Annotated in this window: 19 protein-coding genes and 1 tRNA gene; 6 read left to right on the top strand and 14 right to left on the bottom strand. The window is 32.9% G+C overall.

Going from position 1 to position 16792, the window contains the following annotated elements; genetic code table 11:
- Positions 1-47: 47 nt before the first annotated feature.
- The gene (locus HYY52_04355; protein MBI2995917.1) at positions 48-989 is read left to right on the top strand and encodes a sulfotransferase; all 942 of its coding nucleotides are present in this window, start codon (positions 48-50) and stop codon (positions 987-989) included.
- Here HYY52_04355 and rlmB read toward each other — a convergent pair.
- The 3 genes from rlmB to HYY52_04340 all read right to left on the bottom strand — a co-directional run bounded on the left by rlmB (position 963) and on the right by HYY52_04340 (position 4465).
- A complete protein-coding gene (rlmB, locus tag HYY52_04350) occupies positions 963-1739 on the bottom strand; it encodes a 23S rRNA (guanosine(2251)-2'-O)-methyltransferase RlmB (GenBank protein MBI2995916.1) in 777 nt (258 codons plus the stop codon). The two genes, HYY52_04355 and rlmB, sit on opposite strands and share 27 nt — an antisense overlap.
- Entirely contained in the window at positions 1740-3908 is a 2169-nt protein-coding gene (locus tag HYY52_04345; protein MBI2995915.1) for a PBP1A family penicillin-binding protein, read from the bottom strand.
- A gap of 86 nt (positions 3909-3994) precedes the next feature.
- Entirely contained in the window at positions 3995-4465 is a 471-nt protein-coding gene (locus tag HYY52_04340; protein ID MBI2995914.1) for a hypothetical protein, read from the bottom strand.
- A gap of 235 nt (positions 4466-4700) precedes the next feature.
- On the opposite strand from HYY52_04340, the gene HYY52_04335 reads away from it, so the two are divergent.
- A complete protein-coding gene (locus HYY52_04335; protein ID MBI2995913.1) occupies positions 4701-5777 on the top strand; it encodes a hypothetical protein in 1077 nt (358 codons plus the stop codon).
- 45 nt (positions 5778-5822) lie between these two features.
- Entirely contained in the window at positions 5823-6773 is a 951-nt protein-coding gene (locus HYY52_04330; protein MBI2995912.1) for a branched-chain amino acid transaminase, read from the top strand.
- A gap of 4 nt (positions 6774-6777) precedes the next feature.
- On the opposite strand, the gene HYY52_04325 is transcribed toward HYY52_04330, so the two are convergent.
- Complete coding sequence (locus HYY52_04325) at positions 6778-7437, bottom strand: class I SAM-dependent methyltransferase (protein ID MBI2995911.1); 660 nt, start codon at positions 7435-7437, stop codon at positions 6778-6780.
- 177 nt (positions 7438-7614) lie between these two features.
- On the opposite strand from HYY52_04325, the gene ilvD reads away from it, so the two are divergent.
- Both ilvD and HYY52_04315 read left to right on the top strand, forming a co-directional pair.
- On the top strand, positions 7615-9312 hold the full coding sequence (gene ilvD, locus HYY52_04320) for a dihydroxy-acid dehydratase (GenBank protein MBI2995910.1): 1698 nt from the start codon (positions 7615-7617) through the stop codon (positions 9310-9312).
- 79 nt (positions 9313-9391) lie between these two features.
- A tRNA-His gene (locus tag HYY52_04315) sits at positions 9392-9468 on the top strand.
- Here the strand turns inward: HYY52_04315 and HYY52_04310 are convergent.
- The 5 genes from HYY52_04310 to HYY52_04290 all read right to left on the bottom strand — a co-directional run bounded on the left by HYY52_04310 (position 9457) and on the right by HYY52_04290 (position 12361).
- On the bottom strand, positions 9457-9663 hold the full coding sequence (locus HYY52_04310) for a hypothetical protein (GenBank protein MBI2995909.1): 207 nt from the start codon (positions 9661-9663) through the stop codon (positions 9457-9459). The two genes, HYY52_04315 and HYY52_04310, sit on opposite strands and share 12 nt — an antisense overlap.
- Positions 9664-9770: 107 nt before the next feature.
- Positions 9771-10094, bottom strand: coding sequence for an NADH-quinone oxidoreductase subunit NuoK (gene nuoK / locus HYY52_04305; protein ID MBI2995908.1), 324 nt, complete (start codon positions 10092-10094; stop codon positions 9771-9773).
- Between the two features lie 79 nt (positions 10095-10173).
- Positions 10174-10671, bottom strand: a complete 498-nt coding sequence (locus tag HYY52_04300; protein ID MBI2995907.1) for an NADH-quinone oxidoreductase subunit J — start codon at positions 10669-10671, stop codon at positions 10174-10176.
- A 14-nt stretch (positions 10672-10685) separates the two neighbouring features.
- Complete coding sequence (locus HYY52_04295; GenBank protein MBI2995906.1) at positions 10686-11180, bottom strand: NADH-quinone oxidoreductase subunit I; 495 nt, start codon at positions 11178-11180, stop codon at positions 10686-10688.
- A gap of 2 nt (positions 11181-11182) precedes the next feature.
- Positions 11183-12361: an NADH-quinone oxidoreductase subunit H gene (locus tag HYY52_04290; protein ID MBI2995905.1), complete on the bottom strand. Its 1179-nt coding sequence runs from the start codon at positions 12359-12361 to the stop codon at positions 11183-11185.
- A gap of 272 nt (positions 12362-12633) precedes the next feature.
- Here HYY52_04290 and HYY52_04285 point away from each other — a divergent pair, with 272 nt between their 5' ends.
- Positions 12634-13110 (top strand): NUDIX hydrolase, encoded by a 477-nt coding sequence (locus HYY52_04285; protein ID MBI2995904.1) that lies wholly within the window; start codon positions 12634-12636, stop codon positions 13108-13110.
- On the opposite strand, the gene HYY52_04280 is transcribed toward HYY52_04285, so the two are convergent.
- From HYY52_04280 to HYY52_04260, 5 genes are all read right to left on the bottom strand, one after another.
- Positions 13099-13962, bottom strand: a complete 864-nt coding sequence (locus tag HYY52_04280) for a hypothetical protein (GenBank protein MBI2995903.1) — start codon at positions 13960-13962, stop codon at positions 13099-13101. The genes HYY52_04285 and HYY52_04280 overlap by 12 nt on opposite strands.
- A gap of 8 nt (positions 13963-13970) precedes the next feature.
- Positions 13971-14522, bottom strand: coding sequence for a hypothetical protein (locus HYY52_04275; protein ID MBI2995902.1), 552 nt, complete (start codon positions 14520-14522; stop codon positions 13971-13973).
- Between the two features lie 29 nt (positions 14523-14551).
- On the bottom strand, positions 14552-15163 hold the full coding sequence (locus HYY52_04270; GenBank protein MBI2995901.1) for a hypothetical protein: 612 nt from the start codon (positions 15161-15163) through the stop codon (positions 14552-14554).
- Positions 15164-15297: 134 nt separating this feature from the next.
- Positions 15298-15903, bottom strand: a complete 606-nt coding sequence (locus HYY52_04265; protein MBI2995900.1) for a hypothetical protein — start codon at positions 15901-15903, stop codon at positions 15298-15300.
- Positions 15904-16097: 194 nt separating this feature from the next.
- The gene (locus HYY52_04260) at positions 16098-16700 is read right to left on the bottom strand and encodes a hypothetical protein (protein ID MBI2995899.1); all 603 of its coding nucleotides are present in this window, start codon (positions 16698-16700) and stop codon (positions 16098-16100) included.
- Between the last annotated feature and the right edge of the window lie 92 nt (positions 16701-16792).

The following is a 16792-nucleotide window of genomic DNA, read 5'->3' as shown; positions in this document are numbered from 1 at the left end:
ACAGTAAATTTATACTGAGTGCTAAAAAGTAGCGTAAAATAGGTAAAATGCTAGAGATTAGAAAGCCAGTAATAATAGTTGGATGCCCAAGATCTGGTACTAGCTTACTTTTTAGGATATTAAGTACTAGTAGTGAATTATGGTCTTTATATAGAGAAAGTAATGAGATTTGGGATTTATATTTTCAACTTACAAAGAAAGAATTGCAAGATGATATCTTAAGTGAAAACGACTTAAATAACAAGTCCAAGAATTTTATTTTAAATGAGTTTCATAAAAAATCTTTAAATAATTATTATCTTGGATATTTTAACAGGGAATTTATACTAAAAAATAATTTCTTTAGAGGATTAAGCAAGCTTATAATTCCTTCAAATCTTTTATACAAAAATCTTCTTCTAAGAAAATACAGACTAGTTGAAAAGACACCTAAGAATTGTTATCGGATACCATTTGTAAATAAGTTATTTAAAGATTGCTTATTCATTTTTCTTAAACGTGATGGCAGGTCAAACATAAGTTCTTTAATTGAAGGATGGAAAATCCCAAACAAGTATCTAAGGACAGAAAATCTTCAAGTATCATTAAACATAAAAGGTTACAATGACACTGTCTGGAAGTTTGTTCTACCTCCAGGCTGGAAAAATTATACAAACAAACCTTTAGAAGAAGTTTGTGCATTTCAATGGATAAGCTCAAACAAAGCTGCCCTTGAGGGTTTACAAGCCATTGAAAATCAAAGAAAATATTTTATTTCTTATGAAGAACTTTCTTGTAACACTTATGAGATAGTTAAAAAAGTTTGTGACTTTATTGATATTCCATTTACAAAAAGACTAAGAGATCTGTCCAAGACTCCTCCAATAGTAAATGCAAACTCAAAGCCAGATAAAGATAAATGGAAAAAAAATATAGATCTTATAAAAAATACTTATCCAGTAATTGAACCAATGATGAAAGAGCTAGGATATAGGATTGATTACTGTTAAAAGGTTTTTCTGCCTTAGAAACTCAAAAAGTAATATTCCAAAAGCTACAGACACATTTAATGAATCAACTTTATTACTTGTAGGGACTCTTATAAGAAAATCACAGTTCTTTTTTATTAAATTACTTAAGCCTTCATGCTCATTGCCAACTAAGATGGCGATTTGATCTGGCAGGTCTACTTTATAAATTGATTCAGCATTTTTTGTAACATCTGTTCCTACTATCCAAAATCCTTTTTCTTTTAGCTCTTTAATAACATTTATACAATTTGTAGCCCTTGCAAAATTTGCTTGAAACAAAACACCTGCACTTGTCTTAATAACTGTCGAACTTATACCAACACTTTTTCTGCCTGTAAGTATTATTCCTTTCCCACCACCAGCTACAAAAGTTCTAATCATTGCACCTAAATTATGAGGATCTTCAATTTCATGAGCAATTAAAATTATTTTTGGTGTAGAGACGCTCCGGTGGAGCGTCTCTACAGACAAATAATTAATTGGAGAAATGCTTAGAACAATCCCTTGATGATTTTGGTTAATTGTTAAATTGTTTAATCTAGATTCTGGAACAAAATTAATAGGAATTTTTTTATCTTTTGCAAAAGAAATAATTAATTGTTTAAATTTTTTATCCTGAAAACCATTGCTTAGCCAAATTTTATTTATTTGTGTAGAGGCGCTTTGCTGGAGCATTTCTAGAACAGGCTTTCTGCCATAAACTAATTCTTTTTCAAATTCATGTAACATTTATGGCCCTTTTTCTTCTTCTTCATTATCTTTTATTTCTTCTTGTGGAACAGGTGGTTCAACTTCTTGTTTAGTCTCATCAATTATTTCTCCTTTTTCTTCGTTTTCTTCGTTTTCTTCGTCTCCATTATTTAGAATTGTTTCCTTATCTTCGACAAATTTATTTTTATTATTAAAAATTTGATTATAAAAAAGTCTAGCAAAAGGCCTAAACCTTTTTGCACCAAGTGGAACAGGAGCATATTCGTTTGGTTCAGTTCCAGGGAAAAAGCGTTTTTTAATTGGATGAAATGTATATGGAGTAGCTAAAAGTCCTGTTAGTGGATCAACAAGTAATTCTTTCATTCTAGGTTCATGAGGAAACTTTCCTGGTGAAATATCTTTATCTGCATAATATCCCTCACAAAATCTTTTCCATACTCTTGCAACAATTGCTCCTCCTGTTACTCCTTTGCCATGAATTTCTTTATTTAAATCATTGCCGCCCCATATTGCTACTGAAAGATCAGGTGTAAAGCCAATAAACCAAACATCTCTTGACTTGTCTGATGTGCCTGTTTTACCAGCAACAGGCCTGTCACTAAGACGAGCTAAAGTACCTGTCCCTCTTTTTACTACATCTTCTAAAACGCTAACTAATATTGCTGTTGCGTCAGCTGATACTGCTCTTTGAGGCACTGGCACATTTTTTTCAATAATTCTTTTCTTAGGATCTTCTATGCTTCTAATTAAGATTGGTTTTATATAAACTCCACCTCTTGCAAAAGTAGCATAACTACTGGCAGCTTCTAAAGGTGTAATTGCATCACTGCCAAGTGATAATGATAAGTGTGGTTCTAAAGTTGATTCAATTCCACATGCTTTAGCTGTTTCAATAATTCTTTCAATTCCAATTTGTTTTGCAACTTTAACTGCTGGAAGGTTTCTAGAAAAAGTTATTGCTTCTCTTACCGTTATAGTGCCCCAGTATTTTTCATCAAAGTTTTTTGGGGCCCAGATCATATCTACTCCATCTTCTATTTCAATCTTTGAATCTTTAATTTTAGTATCTAGATCTACTAAACCAAGTTCAAATGCAGTTAAATAAGTAAATGGTTTAAATGCTGAACCAATTGTATGAGGGTTTGTTGCTCTGTTCCATTGGTTTTTCCAGAAATCTCCAACTCCTCCAACAAGAGCTCTTACCTGTCCACTTTTTACATCTATTGCAGCAAGTGCATATTGATTTACTCCATATGGGGCATTTTTAATTTCTTCATTTAAAATTTTTTCTGCTTTAGTTTGTGCTTCTGGATCTAAACCTGTGTAAACTTTATATCCTTTTTCTCTTAACTCCTCTATGTTAAATCTTTTTTTTAATTCTTCCAGGACATATGAAAAATAATATGGATAAAGTTCAAATTGTCCTGGTGAAGAACTAAAATTAAGTTTTTCTTTCAGAGCCAAGTTATATTGCTTTTTATTTATATAGCCAAACTCTAACATTTTTAAAAGAACAAGATTTTTTCTTTCTTTTGCTAATTTAAGATCGGATGATAACTGACTTGGTGCTTGAAGAAGTCCTGCAAGATATGCTGATTCACCTAGTGTTAGATTTGTTGAGCTTTTATTAAAGTATCTTTGTGCAGCTCTTTGTATTCCATAAGCACGATTTCCCCAATAAACCTGATTTAAATAAAGTTCTAGTATTTTATCTTTATTGACTTTTCTTTCTAGTTCAAGTGCAAGTAAAATCTCTTTTATTTTTCTTGTGAAAGTTCTGCCTCTTTCTTTTTCAGGGATTAAAAGATTTTTAACAAGCTGCTGAGTAATTGTGCTGCCACCTTCAACTATTTTTCCAGCTTGAAGGTTTGCAAAAAATGCCCTAACTATTGCTACAAGATCTACACCTCCATGTTCATAAAAACTTTTATCTTCAATAGCTAGAACAGCTCGTTTTAAATAAGGAGAAATCTCACTTAAAGGAACAACTTGCCTGTCTTCAGTGCCTTGTAAAAAGCCAACAAATTTATTTCTATAGTCATACAGTTCAATTGAGCTTATCGGTTCATATTCAGTTATGTTACTAACATTTGGAAGACCTAAAAACTTATTTACTGAAGAAAGAGCTATATAACTTCCGAGTACTAAACCAAAGATAAAAGTTAAAACTAAAACATATCGGCTCATAATAAAAATTTAAAAGCCAGCAGCTTAAGCTAGTACTGGCTTTCGTATTCTACCATTTAATGTTTAAACAAATCGAACTTTAATTTTCAGCTTGAAAATGCTTTTGAAGCACCTTCAGCAGTCCACTCAACAGAATCAGGTATGCCTTCAAATGCAGAATGTAATGATTGGCATGAAAAAGGTTTTTCAAATCCAGATTGAAATCCTTTTGCTGTCCAAAGAGTTCCACCAAGAAGTCCATGCACTGCTGCACCGGGTGCTGCACCTACTGCTAAACCAGCTAATGTTTCAACTGCTCCATCTTCATCACCAAGAGCACCTGCAACTGCTTTAGTACCTTTAATTGCACCTCTAACTATTCCTGTTGTTGTTCCAACAAGTAATCCTGTTGCACTACTTAAAGTTGCACCAACTAATTTAAACGGCAATCCAATTGTCCACTCAGTTAGCAGATTCGGTTTCTTACAACCTGAACTTGCTTCATCAGCCAATGCTGCTAGTGGTAGTAGCATTGATATCACTAACGTAAGTGCAACTAGTTTTGATTTTTTTAACATCCTTTTTTGCTCCTTCTTATTAAATTACCTATCCCTAAGATGTTAATTAAACCAAGTTGTTCTGATGTAGCATACCTGAAAACATGTATTTTTTACAAAATGTTTGGCATGATTAACTAGTAGCATTACATATTTGTAATTGACAACTAAGGTTTGAGAATTGAAAATTAAGGAATTCTCTGGTAATTCTTAGCTAATTGGAAAATTAAAAAATTGGGATTGAGATTTGATGCATATGATATTACTTAGGTTTGTAAATTTTCTACTAGTTCTTTCTTTTCTTCTTGTAAGTAGTTACTGTGGACTTGAAGCAACCTCCAAGACCTTACTAAAGGGTGGGATTTCAACAGTCATTGACAAAGGACAAATCATTGATATTAGTTTAAACACACCAATAAATTTTTACTTTAGTCAACAAGGAGATAAAATAAGTGCGATTTTAAAGGATGATATTTTAATTGGGAAAGATTTTTACATACCAAAAGGAAGCAGACTTGATGGAATTATAACTGAAATAAAAAGTCCAAGATACTTTGGACAAGACGGCGCATTTGAAATTGAATTTAATGAAATTATTACTCCAGGTAATATAAGAATTCCAATTTTTGCTTCTGTAAGTACAAACACTTTACCCATTACAAAAAAACTTGCAGATACTTTAACTTATGATGCTGCATTAACTACCTATGGAACTTTCCATGGTTTAATTGCAGGACTTCAATATGGTGGTTTACCGCTTGCATTTGCTACGCATGGAATTAGTGTCCTTGCTGGTGGTGGAATCGGAGCAAGTGCAGGAATTGTAGGCTCAATGCGAAGGAAAGGTAAAATCCCAACACTCTTGACTGGAATTAATACAAAAGTTGTCTTAAAAAGTAATTTATATATTTTAGGAGAGCTTCCGGTACAAGAAGCAGAGAAACAAAGAAACAGAGAAGCAGAGAGCTACAAAGGATTTAGATTTTTTCCAAAAACAAATAAAGATGAAATTAATATAACAATAAAAAATATAAATAAGATGCACAGTAAAAAATATGGAGATTACATTATTTTAAATTTTGAACTAAAAAATAATTCACAAAACCCAATTAGTTTATCTGACATTGTTTTAGTAAACAATTCTGAAGTTGAGCCATTGCATCCAGATTTATTTCTATCAGGACAAGAAGCACTTAAAACAATAAAACCATTTAACGAGGCAACTATTTCTCTTGCATTTTTAATTATGGATAAAGTTGGAAATTATTCATTAGCATTAGTTGATCCACTTGATAATGAAGAAATTCTAAGAGTACCATTGAAAGAAAAATAATTGATATAATGTCTAATTATGACAAAACAAACTTTGGAGAAAACAATGGCAAATAAAGAGGGGATAGATTTAAATTCAATTGCTTACTTTAACGGGAAATTTGTTCCACTTAGAGAAGCAAATATAAATATAATGACCCATGCTTTTCAGTACGGTACTGGGATCTTTGAAGGTATTCGTGGTTATTGGAACAATGAAGAAAAACGAATGTATATTTTCAGGATGAAAGAACATTATCAAAGATTAGCTAGTAACTGTAATCTTTTAAATCTGGAATTAGATAAAACTCCTGATGAGCTTTGTAAAATTACTTTAGAGTTAATGCAAAAAAATAATCCAAGTTGTGACATGTACATTCGTCCTAATGTATACAAGTCAGGAATTATAGTTGGGCCTTCTTTGTTAAATAAAGGCGGATTAAATCCTACAGGACTTTCAATTTGTACAATGCCAATGGGAGACTATGTAGATATTTCAAAAGGGCTTCATGTTTGTGTTAGCAGCTGGACAAGAGTAGAAGACAATGCAATACCTGCAAGAGGAAAAATTCAAGGTAGTTATGTAAACACTGCTCTTGCAAAAACTGATGCAATTTTATCTGGCTTTGATGATGCAATTGTCTTATCTCAAGACGGACATGTCTCTGAAGGAAGTGCAATGAATGTTTTTATAGTCAGAGATGGAAAGTTAATTACTACTTTAGTTTCAGACAATATCTTAGAAGGCATTACTAGAACTACCATTATCGAGCTTGCAAAAAATGAACTTGATTTGGAAACAGAAATAAGAAAAATTGACAGGACAGAGTTGTATATTTCAGATGAAGCATTTTTTTGTGGAACTGGAGCTCAAGTCAGCCCAATAACAATGATTGATCATAGACCAATTGGAGATGGAAAACCTGGACCCATTAGTAAAAAATTACAAGATATTTATTTTAATGTAGTCAGAGGACGAAATCATTTGTACAAAGAGTGGTGTACGGCAGTGTTTTAAAGATCTATTTCTTCCTCGCCCAGACTAATCTACTTCCATAATTATTCTTATCAAAAGATAAGATATCAAAGTTAGCTAGAAGTTCTTTTAATTCTTGATCCGAATAATTTCTTAGCATCATGCCATGGCGCGCCTCGTCAGTGTAAATATGCGTGGAATCTACTAGTTCAAAATATTCACCTTTTCCAGAACCAACTTCGTCAAAGCATCCAAAGAAAAATCCTTTATCTATTAATATTTTATAAACTTTATCAAAAATGATTTTTGCTTGATCCATTCTAAAGTGCTCAAGAACAGAATTACAAATAATTGCATCAAATGACTTTTCTTTAAAAGGTAAATTTAAAATGTCTCCTACTAAAAAATTTACGTTTACATTGTCTTCCTTTGCCCATACCTTGCCAAGTTCAATAGCTGGTTTTGCAATATCAATTCCAGTTACATCAAAACCATATTTTGAAATAAAAACTGATAACCAACCTGAACCACAACCAAGATCAAGAACTTTTTTAACTTGGTATTTTTTTAATTTGCGTGTAATTTCATGTATGTATGGAAGCTTTGGTAATTCTTTATGAGGTTTAGTAACTCTTTGCCACGCCTTATCCCAGAACTTAAGATTTTCCTCATATATTTTCTCTATGTTAAGTTCTGTTTTGGTCATCTTATATTTTTTTCTTTATTTAAATAAATATGCTTATACTGTTATTCTTCAAATTTATATGTTAGATTATAGCTTAGATGAAATCAAAAACCACGTTGGGACAAAAGACTATAGACCATAGACCGTAGACCACAAAAAGGTCTATAGTCTCTAGTCTATGGTCTATGGTCTAAATTCATGGATTTAAAACAACAAAGCAAAACAGTAACAATCGGACCTGAAAGAGCACCTCATCGATCAATGTACCGTGCAATGGGTCTAACTGATAAAGAATTAAACCAGCCTTTTATTGGAGTTGCTAGTACATGGAATGAAGTAACTCCTTGTAATTTAACTCTTCATGATCAAGCAGAAGCAATTAAAAAATCAATTGTTGCAAATGGTGGAACACCACGTGAATTTATAACTATTTCAGTTAGTGATGCAATTGCAATGGGACATGAAGGGATGAAAGCTTCACTTGTTAGTCGTGAAATAATTGCAGACTCAATTGAACTAATGATGCATGCTCATTGCTATGACGGATGGATTGGAATAGCTGGTTGTGACAAAGGATTACCTGGAATAATGATGGCAATGCTCCGCTTGAATTTACCTGCTGTTTTTCTTTATGGTGGAACAATAATGCCCGGTAATTATAAAGGAAAAGATTTGACTATTGTAGATGTATATGAAGCAGTTGGTGCTTATAATGTAGGAAAAATTTCTAATAAAGAATTATATGAAATAGAATGCAATGCTTGTCCTGGAGCAGGTTCTTGTGGTGGTCAATTTACAGCAAATACAATGGCATGTGTTTCTGAAGCAATTGGAATTGCACTTCCAGGGAGCAGTTCATATCCAGCAATTGATCCTGAAAGAAAGAAAATCCATAAAGCTTGTGGTGAAGCAGTAATTAATCTTTTAAAAGAAGACATTAAACCTCTGGACATTATGACTAAGAAAGCATTTGAAAATGCTAGTAGAGTTGTAGCTGCTACAGGTGGTTCAACAAATGCAGTCTTACATCTCCCAGCAATGGCACATGAAGCTGGAATTAAATTTTCAATTGAAGAAATTGAAAAAATATTTCATGAAACACCATATTTTGTAGATTTAAAACCAGGTGGTAAGTATGTAGCTTATGATTTACATAAAGTAGGTGGTGTCTCAGTTGTTTTAAAAAATCTGTTGGATGCAAGTTTGTTAAATGGAGACTGCTTAACTGTTACAGGTAAAACACAAGCTGAAAATTTAAAGAATATAAGATTCCCAAAAGATCAAGATGTAATTTATCCAATTGACAAACCACTAAGCTCAACTGGTGGTTTAAAAATTTTAAAAGGGAATCTTGCACCAGATGGAGCAGTTGTAAAAGTAGCAGGTACAAAAAAATTATTTCATCATGGTCCAGCTAGAGTTTTTAACAGTGAGCAAAAATGTTTTGAAGCAATTACAAACAAAAAAATTAAAGCTGGTGATGTTGTTGTAATTCGTTATGAAGGTCCAAAAGGAGGGCCTGGCATGAGAGAAATGCTTTCAGTTACTGCAGCACTTTATGGTCAAGGTTTAGGAACTGAATGTGCATTAATTACAGACGGGAGATTTAGTGGTGGTACAAGAGGACTCATGATAGGACACGTAGCACCTGAAGCATTTATTGGCGGACCAATTGCACTTATTCAAGATGGAGACATGATTGAAATTGATGCTGGAAAAGGAATGATCAATGTCGAGTTAAGTGAACAAGAATTAAAGCAAAGAAAAAATAAATGGCAACCACCAAAACCAAATTATACTTCTGGAGCTTTAGCTAAGTATGCGAAGCTAGTGGGCAGTGCAAGGGACGGGGCTATTACTAATCACAAATTACTCGAAGCAACTTTGGTCAGCTAATACATAGGGTAGGCTATAATTAAATTTGTTTTTCTCATTCTGATCCTCTGATTTCTGATTTTCTAATTTCTAGGACACGGCAGCTGTCGCCAAGTGGCCCAAGGCCCCGGGTTGTGGTCCCGGTATACGCGGGTTCGAATCCCGTCAGCTGCCCCAGATGGGAATGACTGAAGCTAAAACTTCTTCATTCCCTTTATCTCCTAAATCTTTTGAACATTCAGCCAGTTCAAACCTTGCATTTACATCATCAAGTTTTTCTTTGTTTTCAATAATTGGTTCTAGCCAGAAAATAGGTTCTAAGCGTAGTTTCTTGTCTTTTAAAGTAAAGTTCAAACCAAGTGAAGCCAACACTTCTTTTTTCTTTTGGCAGGTACCCCAAATTTAAGACACCAATTCTAAAGTATTTACAGAGTTAATTTAAATTAAGGAAACAATATTGTCTGCCTTTATTCAAACCTCTACCACTTTAAATTTACAAAGTCCTCCATGTCTACAGATGACATGTTGCGATAGATAGCTAGAATTATAGAAAGTGCAATTGCTGCTTCTGCTGCTGCAACTGCCATAACAAAAATTGCAAAGATTTGTCCTTTGATTTCAAGTGGATCCATAAAACTTGAAAATGCTACAAGATTAATGTTAACTGCATTAAGTAAAAGTTCAATAGACATTAGTACCCTAATTGCGTTTCTTGATGCTGTTAAACCATATATTCCTAAACTAAATATTGCTGTTGAAAGCAAGATATACCTTTCAAGTGAAGAGTCTAATCTAATAGCCATAAATAAAAAACATGCTAATAAAAGAGCACTAATAAAAAGTTTTAAAAAATTAGACATCTTTACTTCTGTTTACTCCTGTTTACTCCTGTTTTTTATCCTTCTTAGCAATTAAGACTGCTCCTATTAATGCTACTAATAAAAGTACAGAAATTAATTCAAATGGAAGAACATATAAACTTAAAAGTTTTAAACCAATAACCTCTGTATTTCTAGGACAAATAGCATGTAAGTTACTTGGCCATTTATTACTTACTAAAGCAAAAGCAAATGTAAAAAATATTCCAAGAGCTATTATTGCACTTAAGAAATTTTTTCCTGTCTCACCTTTTATTGACTCTAGATTTGATTTTGAACTTGTTAACATAAGTGCAAAAACAACTACTAATGTAATTCCAACAGCATAAATTAAAATTTGCGAAGCACCTACAAATGGAGCAGAAAGAGTAAAATAAGTCCCTGCAACTGCTCCAAAACAAACTACAAGTGCAAAGCCTGCTCTAATAATGTTTTTTTCTAATACGACACCTATTGCACCAGCTACAGCTAAAACACTGAAAGCAAAATAAGCTAGGTCCATTATGATGTTTCCTTTCAAGCCTTTACTGGCTTTGGTTTTGGTTTCGGCATTTCTTTAAAATCAAAATAAAATCTTGATTGTTCCTGAGTAAGAGTAAGTCTTTTTATATCATAAATTAAATCTTCTCTTTTATACTCACTCATTTCAAAATCAACAGTATTTATAATACAGTTAGTAGGACAAACCTCAGTACAAAGCCCGCAAAACATACAAAGTCCATGATCTAAATAAAATTCTTTTATCACACCTTTCTTCTCGGGATCCGGGATTACAGTTATACATGTATCAGGGCAAATTCTTTCACATTGTTTACATGCAATACAAAGATGTTCACCAGTATCAGGATTTACTGTTAATGCAAGTCTATGACGGCTTGTTGGATAAAGCTCAGGTATTACATCAGGATAACTAGATGTAATCGGATTTCTACCAGTATGCTTAATTACAGTAAACATACCTTTTAGTATGTTGTAGAGACCATCAATTGTTTTTGCAAATACGTTCAACACTTTTAAAATCTTACACTTACTAAGATTGCAACTACAAAAATATTTATAAGCGAAAGTGGAATTAAATACTTCCAGCCAAAGCTCATAAGTTGATCATATCGTAATCTTGGCAAAGTAGCTCTTACCCACACAGAACAAAAAATCAGCACATAAGCTTTTAGCATTAAAACAACAGATGGCAAAAGCCAGGACAAATCAAAAAATTGATCGCCAATTTGTAAAGTAGCTAATGATTGAATAATAGATCTTTCAGTCTCTATTGAAACTCCAAGATGTCCTCCACCTAAGAAAAGCATTGAAGCTAAACAACATATTATAAAAAGTGCTGTATATTCTCCTAAAAAAAATAAGGCAAATTTTATACCAGTAAACTCTGTATTATAACCAGAGACAAGCTCACTTTCTGCTTCAGGCAAGTCAAAAGGAATTCTGTTTACTTCAGCAAATGCAGAAGTTAAATATATTAAAAACAAAACAAATGTTACAGCTAAAAAAGCTAATGCATAAAGGCCAATGAATGTATTTTTACCAAGTGGAAAAAGATTTAGTACAAGTGGTAACTTCCCAAAAGCAAAAATATTCCAATTTAAAATTCCACCTATTTGACTGTCTACAATTTCTTTTAAATTAAGTGAGCCAGTTAGAACAATTATGCTAATTACAGTAAGTATCATTGGGATCTCATAGCTAATTGACTGTGCTGCGCTACGCAGTCCGCCAATGAGTGAGTATTTATTGCTGCTAGCCCAACCACCTAAAACTAAGCCTATCACTGGGATTGAAGAAATGGCCATAATAAATAAGATTCCAATTGAAAGATCACAAGACAAAAACGGTCCACTATTATTAGTTGCAGTTGAAAGAATAGGTATAAATGCAATTGTAGTAGGTGCAAAAAATATTATAGGAGCTACATTAAAAAGTAGTCTGTCAGCACCTTTTGGAATGATGTCTTCTTTAAACAAGAGCTTAATAGCATCTGCTACTGTTTGAAAAAAACCATTTGGACCAACTCTGTTTGGACCCACTCTTACTGTAAGTAAAGCAAGAATTTTTCTTTCATTTAAAACTAAAAAAATTGCATTTACTGCAATTAAAACTACTACACAAACTAAAGGAGCAAGATAATAAACGAACCTCGCTAATTTAAAAAATTTTAAGCTAAACAATAACTCTGGAATAAATTTTGCAAACAAAATTACACTAATTGAAGTTGTACCATAAATAATTAGAAACCAAAATATAGCTAATGCAATAAATCGTGCAATGCCTACTAAAGGTGAAGGCATATAAACTTTATGAGGCCTGAATTTATCCAGTAGGTTTAAAAATGATACTGACATAGTCTGACATAAGAATCTTAACTCACGAGTTTAATTTATTCTTTAATCGTGTACAATATATACAGTTTATTTGTGCATCAAGAGTTGTGCATACTAAAAAAACTTAAATCATGCCAAATCCTAGATATAGGGACAGAAGAAATTTCATACAAAGACCTAATTTCAGGGTTTCAATAATTGTCGTAAATGAAAAAGAAGAAATACTGCTTGTCCAACATAAAAAAGCAAGTAGATATTATTGGGTTTTGCCAGGTGGGCGAATAGAGTACGGGGAATCATTTCAAGACTGTGCAGTAAGAGAGTTAAAAGAAGAAACAAATCTTGACATAAAATTTGGTAAAGTGGTTTTTTTATCTGAAGCAATTGCACCAGATCGAAGCAGACACATAATAAATATTTATGCAACAGGAGAAGTACTAGGCGGGGAATTAAAAATAGGTAATGAACCAATGCTTGCTGATGTAGACTACAAGCCAATTCTTGAGCTTAATAGAATCACGCTATATCCACCTGTAGCAGATAAAATAATTAAAGCTTACAAAGAAGGATTTAAAAATTTAGAATACTTAGGAAACTTATGGGTGTAAAGGTATCTTATATTTCTTAGTCCCAACAAGATTAGGTGTCTTATTACCGAAATCACTAGTTACAACAAACTTCCATTCACTATTTGCTGGAAGTAAAACAGGAATATCAATTGGATATGCAACTTCTGTTCCTCTTAAAACAACTAACTCGCCAGCATTAAAAGCATCAGGAGCTGGGAGGTTAGGGCCAATAGCTGAGAGTGGTTCCATCTTTACTGAGATTTGTCCTCTTGAATGAACATTCCCATGGCTTTCATAAACAGGATAAATTGTTACCTTATGTAAGTTTTTTTCTTGTGGTTTTGTACTTACTTTAAAATCTTTTAAAATAATTTCTGGTTTTTCTTCTCCAATTTTTACATAAACAATTACACCAATATAAGTATCTTGTTTTATATGAACAATTTTTTCTCCTTTTGGAGGCTTTTCAATATTTTTTTCACCTACAAAAATACCTGTTTTATATTCTCCATCTCCATCAAGATTACTTGGAACAGCAATGGTAAATCTAACACTTTTTGACTGTCCTGGCGGAAGCACAAACTGTTGTGGTGAAACTCTAATCCATGATGTTGCTGAATATTTTATTTCTAAATTTTTATTAAAAGCTTTCCTTAGAAAATTATTTTCTTTATCTATTACCCAATCATCTGTTTGGATTTCAAATCTTTTTTGATAAAGCTGACTTTCATTTAATACTGAAAAGGTTAATGTATATTCTTTCCCTTTTTCAGCTTTAACTTCAAACCTAACTGGTGAAACAGTCCAGGCCAAAGCTTTTGTATTTTGAGAAAATAATACTCCTAACAAAATCAGGAAAATTAAAACACGTTGATGCGCCGATACTCCCATACCTTCTCCTACGGTGCCACTAAAATATATGACACTTGTCCATTATATTCCCCTGGATTAAATACAAAATCATGAAACAAACAAAGGTTTTTTGTAAGTCTATAAAAACTTGGATTGTTAGATGAACAACTATTACTGGATTTTGCTATACCTGAAACAATAAAAGTCCCTGACTGAATTGAAGACAGATTTGTTATTGAAGAAAATGGAGAAACTAAAACAGCACCGTTCGGTGGAGCTTGCCCAAAGCTTTTTATTGAAAAATCAAGCGTTACATCACTAGCTTTAACATTATCAGCTGGAGCACCACTAGCTTGTAATGGCATTGGACCTTCTCTACTTGCAATTAGACGCCAGCCATTTTGTTTACTTCTTATTCTAAAAACACCAGTCCAACATTCAGTAAAAGGACTAACATCTGGCAAAATATTAAAGTTTGCATTTAATACAGGATTTGGAAAATTATAGTCATCAGTAAATGACAGACAGGCTAAAGCACAACCTGAAAAGGCAATGAAAAATATTAAAGCAAAGAAAAATATATAAAAAGCTTTGGGCATCTACAATCAATATTATTATATGTTCTTATTTATGGACTTACTAAACTATAACTAATCGTAGTATTTAATTCCCCTATGTCATAGAAAAAGTCAGGCAGGATACTATAATTTGAAGTTAATTGAAACCAGTTGTTTTTATTATCAGGCTCCTTATCAAGTGATGTTTTACTGTTACCAATTAAGACTTCAGTAGGAAAGCTAGTTAAAATCTGACTTAAGTTTGTTGCCATATCAAAAGGAGGATTCAAACTAGCAGCATTTGGGTTTCCTTTTGAGCCTGTTTGAGTTGTATAAGTTATTGATATATCACTTGGATCTATTTGAAGAGAATTAGTAATATTTGTTCTTTGAGCAGTAAGTTTCCACTTGTTTAAATTTGTTCTTATTCTTATTGCAGCACTTCCTGAAACTACTGAGTTACTTAAATCGGGTGTCAGCCTCAGCAAGACATTTATAGTAGGGTCTTTACTAAGACTATTGTCATTAATTGCATCAGTTATAACCAGCTTTCCAAGGACAACAATATTTAAAGGTATTGTTGCTTGGCTTGACTTCACATTTAAATTACTTGAAGAAATAAAAATGCATGCGCTAGCAGTAAAAAGAATTAATATCCTTGCTATGTAATTTTTCAAGGTCATGAGCGATTGTTTTTCTTATGGCTGGAACTAGAATTTAGTCCTTTGGTTCTAGTATACAAATACTATCGGATAAATATGTTAAAAGAACCTAAATAAAAAGCGATAGTACTTAGGGTTATTACTATTAAAGAGGCTTACGGGCTTACAAGATTATAAGTAATGGTTGTTCTCCAAATACCAGGTTGGTAAAAAAAGTCAGGAAGAATACTATAGCGAGTATTAACCTGAAAATAGTTATTGGTATTTGTAGTATCTCTGGCAGTAGATGTTTTTGCTGTGCCACTTATGACATCTACTGGGGAAGAAGTTAATATTGCATTTAAATTTGTTTGACTGTTAAATGGTGGTACTAATGTTCCTGCTGCAGCATTTGCATTAATTCCTGCTTGAGTAGTAACAAGTAGTCCAATATCTTTTGAAGTAATATTTGTAGGTCCTATATCAATCTCTAATGTTCTTTGTGCAGTAAGTCTCCATGTAGATCTATTTGTACGAATTCTAAAATTAGCATCTCCAGTTGCAGGTGCAGCTCCAAGATCAGGAGTGACAGATAAATTTACATTTATGGTGGGATTTTTTCCAGAGTTTGAATCATTTGCAGCATCTGAAATTGTAAAAGTCCCGTTTACAGTTATATTGACTGGTACTGTTGCAGATTGAGAAAAAGATTTTATTGGTATCAATGATAAAACTATTAATACCACTAGGAACAAATAAATGATCTGAAAATTGAATTTCATATGTGTTTTTTTGTTGCAAGAATAACATGCCCAAAATTATTTTTATCAAATTAAAAAGTCTTAGTAATTTAGTACTGAAAAAATAAAAATCATTTGATAAGTCTAGGATTAACAAGCTATCAGCTATCAGCATTCAGCTATCAGCTCTTTTATTTTGCTGATTGCTGACTGCTGACTGCTGATTGCTATTTCTCCTACGGTGACACAAAATTGTACGTTATGGTTGTACTAAACGTACCTGGTGCGTAGAAAAAGTCTGGTTGCAAGCTATACGTAGTATTAACTTGAAACCAGTTGTTTGTATTACTTGCATCTAGCGCTGTAGATGTTTTAGCTGTTCCACTAATAACATCAACTGGACTAGCTGTAGTAATAGAAGTCAGGTCAGTTTGTGCAGTAAACGGAGCAACTAAAGAACCTGCGGCAGCACTTGCTGTTGAACCTGCAGATTTACTAATGTCAACCTTGACATCACTATCTGCAATTGCAGTACCACCAGCATTTGTTGCTGTACGCTGAGCAGTTAACCTCCACGTTGAACGGTTAGTTCTTAGCCTAAAATTAGCACTACCACTTTGTAAAGTGTGGCCAAGATCAGGTGTAATTGTTAAACTAACATTCTTTGTAGGATCTTTTCCTGCCATAGTGTCATTATCAGCATCTGAGATTACAAGTGAACCATTAACAGTAATTGATAATGGTACAGTACCTGCTGCAAATGCACTATCTACACAAACAATGTTTGCAGAACAGAGAATAGCTATTACTGCTAATAGTCTCATGATTTCTTTAAACATAGTTTGCTCCTTTCTGGAAGCAGATTTAAAATTACAAAAGAAAATTTTTCCCAGCCATAAGAAAAACAATCTGTTTTAGACTTAAGTCCAAG

The organism is Candidatus Melainabacteria bacterium (genome assembly GCA_016193285.1).
GTDB lineage: Bacteria > Cyanobacteriota > Vampirovibrionia > 2-02-FULL-35-15 > 2-02-FULL-35-15 > JACPSL01.
The sequence above is the reverse complement of the archived record's forward strand: the minus strand, read 5'-3'. Positions and strand labels throughout refer to the sequence as shown.

What these genes read in the sequence shown, in the direction of transcription:
- HYY52_04355 (MBI2995917.1), top strand. Translation starts at nt 48, where the DNA reads ATGCTAGAGATTAGAAAGCCAGTAATAATAGTTGGATGCCCAAGATCT.
- rlmB (MBI2995916.1), bottom strand. Translation starts at nt 1,739, where the DNA reads ATGTTACATGAATTTGAAAAAGAATTAGTTTATGGCAGAAAGCCTGTT.
- HYY52_04345 (MBI2995915.1), bottom strand. Translation starts at nt 3,908, where the DNA reads ATGAGCCGATATGTTTTAGTTTTAACTTTTATCTTTGGTTTAGTACTC.
- HYY52_04340 (MBI2995914.1), bottom strand. Translation starts at nt 4,465, where the DNA reads ATGTTAAAAAAATCAAAACTAGTTGCACTTACGTTAGTGATATCAATG.
- HYY52_04335 (MBI2995913.1), top strand. Translation starts at nt 4,701, where the DNA reads ATGATATTACTTAGGTTTGTAAATTTTCTACTAGTTCTTTCTTTTCTT.
- HYY52_04330 (MBI2995912.1), top strand. Translation starts at nt 5,823, where the DNA reads ATGGCAAATAAAGAGGGGATAGATTTAAATTCAATTGCTTACTTTAAC.
- HYY52_04325 (MBI2995911.1), bottom strand. Translation starts at nt 7,437, where the DNA reads ATGACCAAAACAGAACTTAACATAGAGAAAATATATGAGGAAAATCTT.
- ilvD (MBI2995910.1), top strand. Translation starts at nt 7,615, where the DNA reads ATGGATTTAAAACAACAAAGCAAAACAGTAACAATCGGACCTGAAAGA.
- nuoK (MBI2995908.1), bottom strand. Translation starts at nt 10,094, where the DNA reads ATGGCTATTAGATTAGACTCTTCACTTGAAAGGTATATCTTGCTTTCA.
- HYY52_04300 (MBI2995907.1), bottom strand. Translation starts at nt 10,671, where the DNA reads ATGGACCTAGCTTATTTTGCTTTCAGTGTTTTAGCTGTAGCTGGTGCA.
- HYY52_04285 (MBI2995904.1), top strand. Translation starts at nt 12,634, where the DNA reads ATGCCAAATCCTAGATATAGGGACAGAAGAAATTTCATACAAAGACCT.
- HYY52_04280 (MBI2995903.1), bottom strand. Translation starts at nt 13,962, where the DNA reads ATGGGAGTATCGGCGCATCAACGTGTTTTAATTTTCCTGATTTTGTTA.
- HYY52_04275 (MBI2995902.1), bottom strand. Translation starts at nt 14,522, where the DNA reads ATGCCCAAAGCTTTTTATATATTTTTCTTTGCTTTAATATTTTTCATT.
- HYY52_04270 (MBI2995901.1), bottom strand. Translation starts at nt 15,163, where the DNA reads ATGACCTTGAAAAATTACATAGCAAGGATATTAATTCTTTTTACTGCT.
- HYY52_04265 (MBI2995900.1), bottom strand. Translation starts at nt 15,903, where the DNA reads ATGAAATTCAATTTTCAGATCATTTATTTGTTCCTAGTGGTATTAATA.
- HYY52_04260 (MBI2995899.1), bottom strand. Translation starts at nt 16,700, where the DNA reads ATGTTTAAAGAAATCATGAGACTATTAGCAGTAATAGCTATTCTCTGT.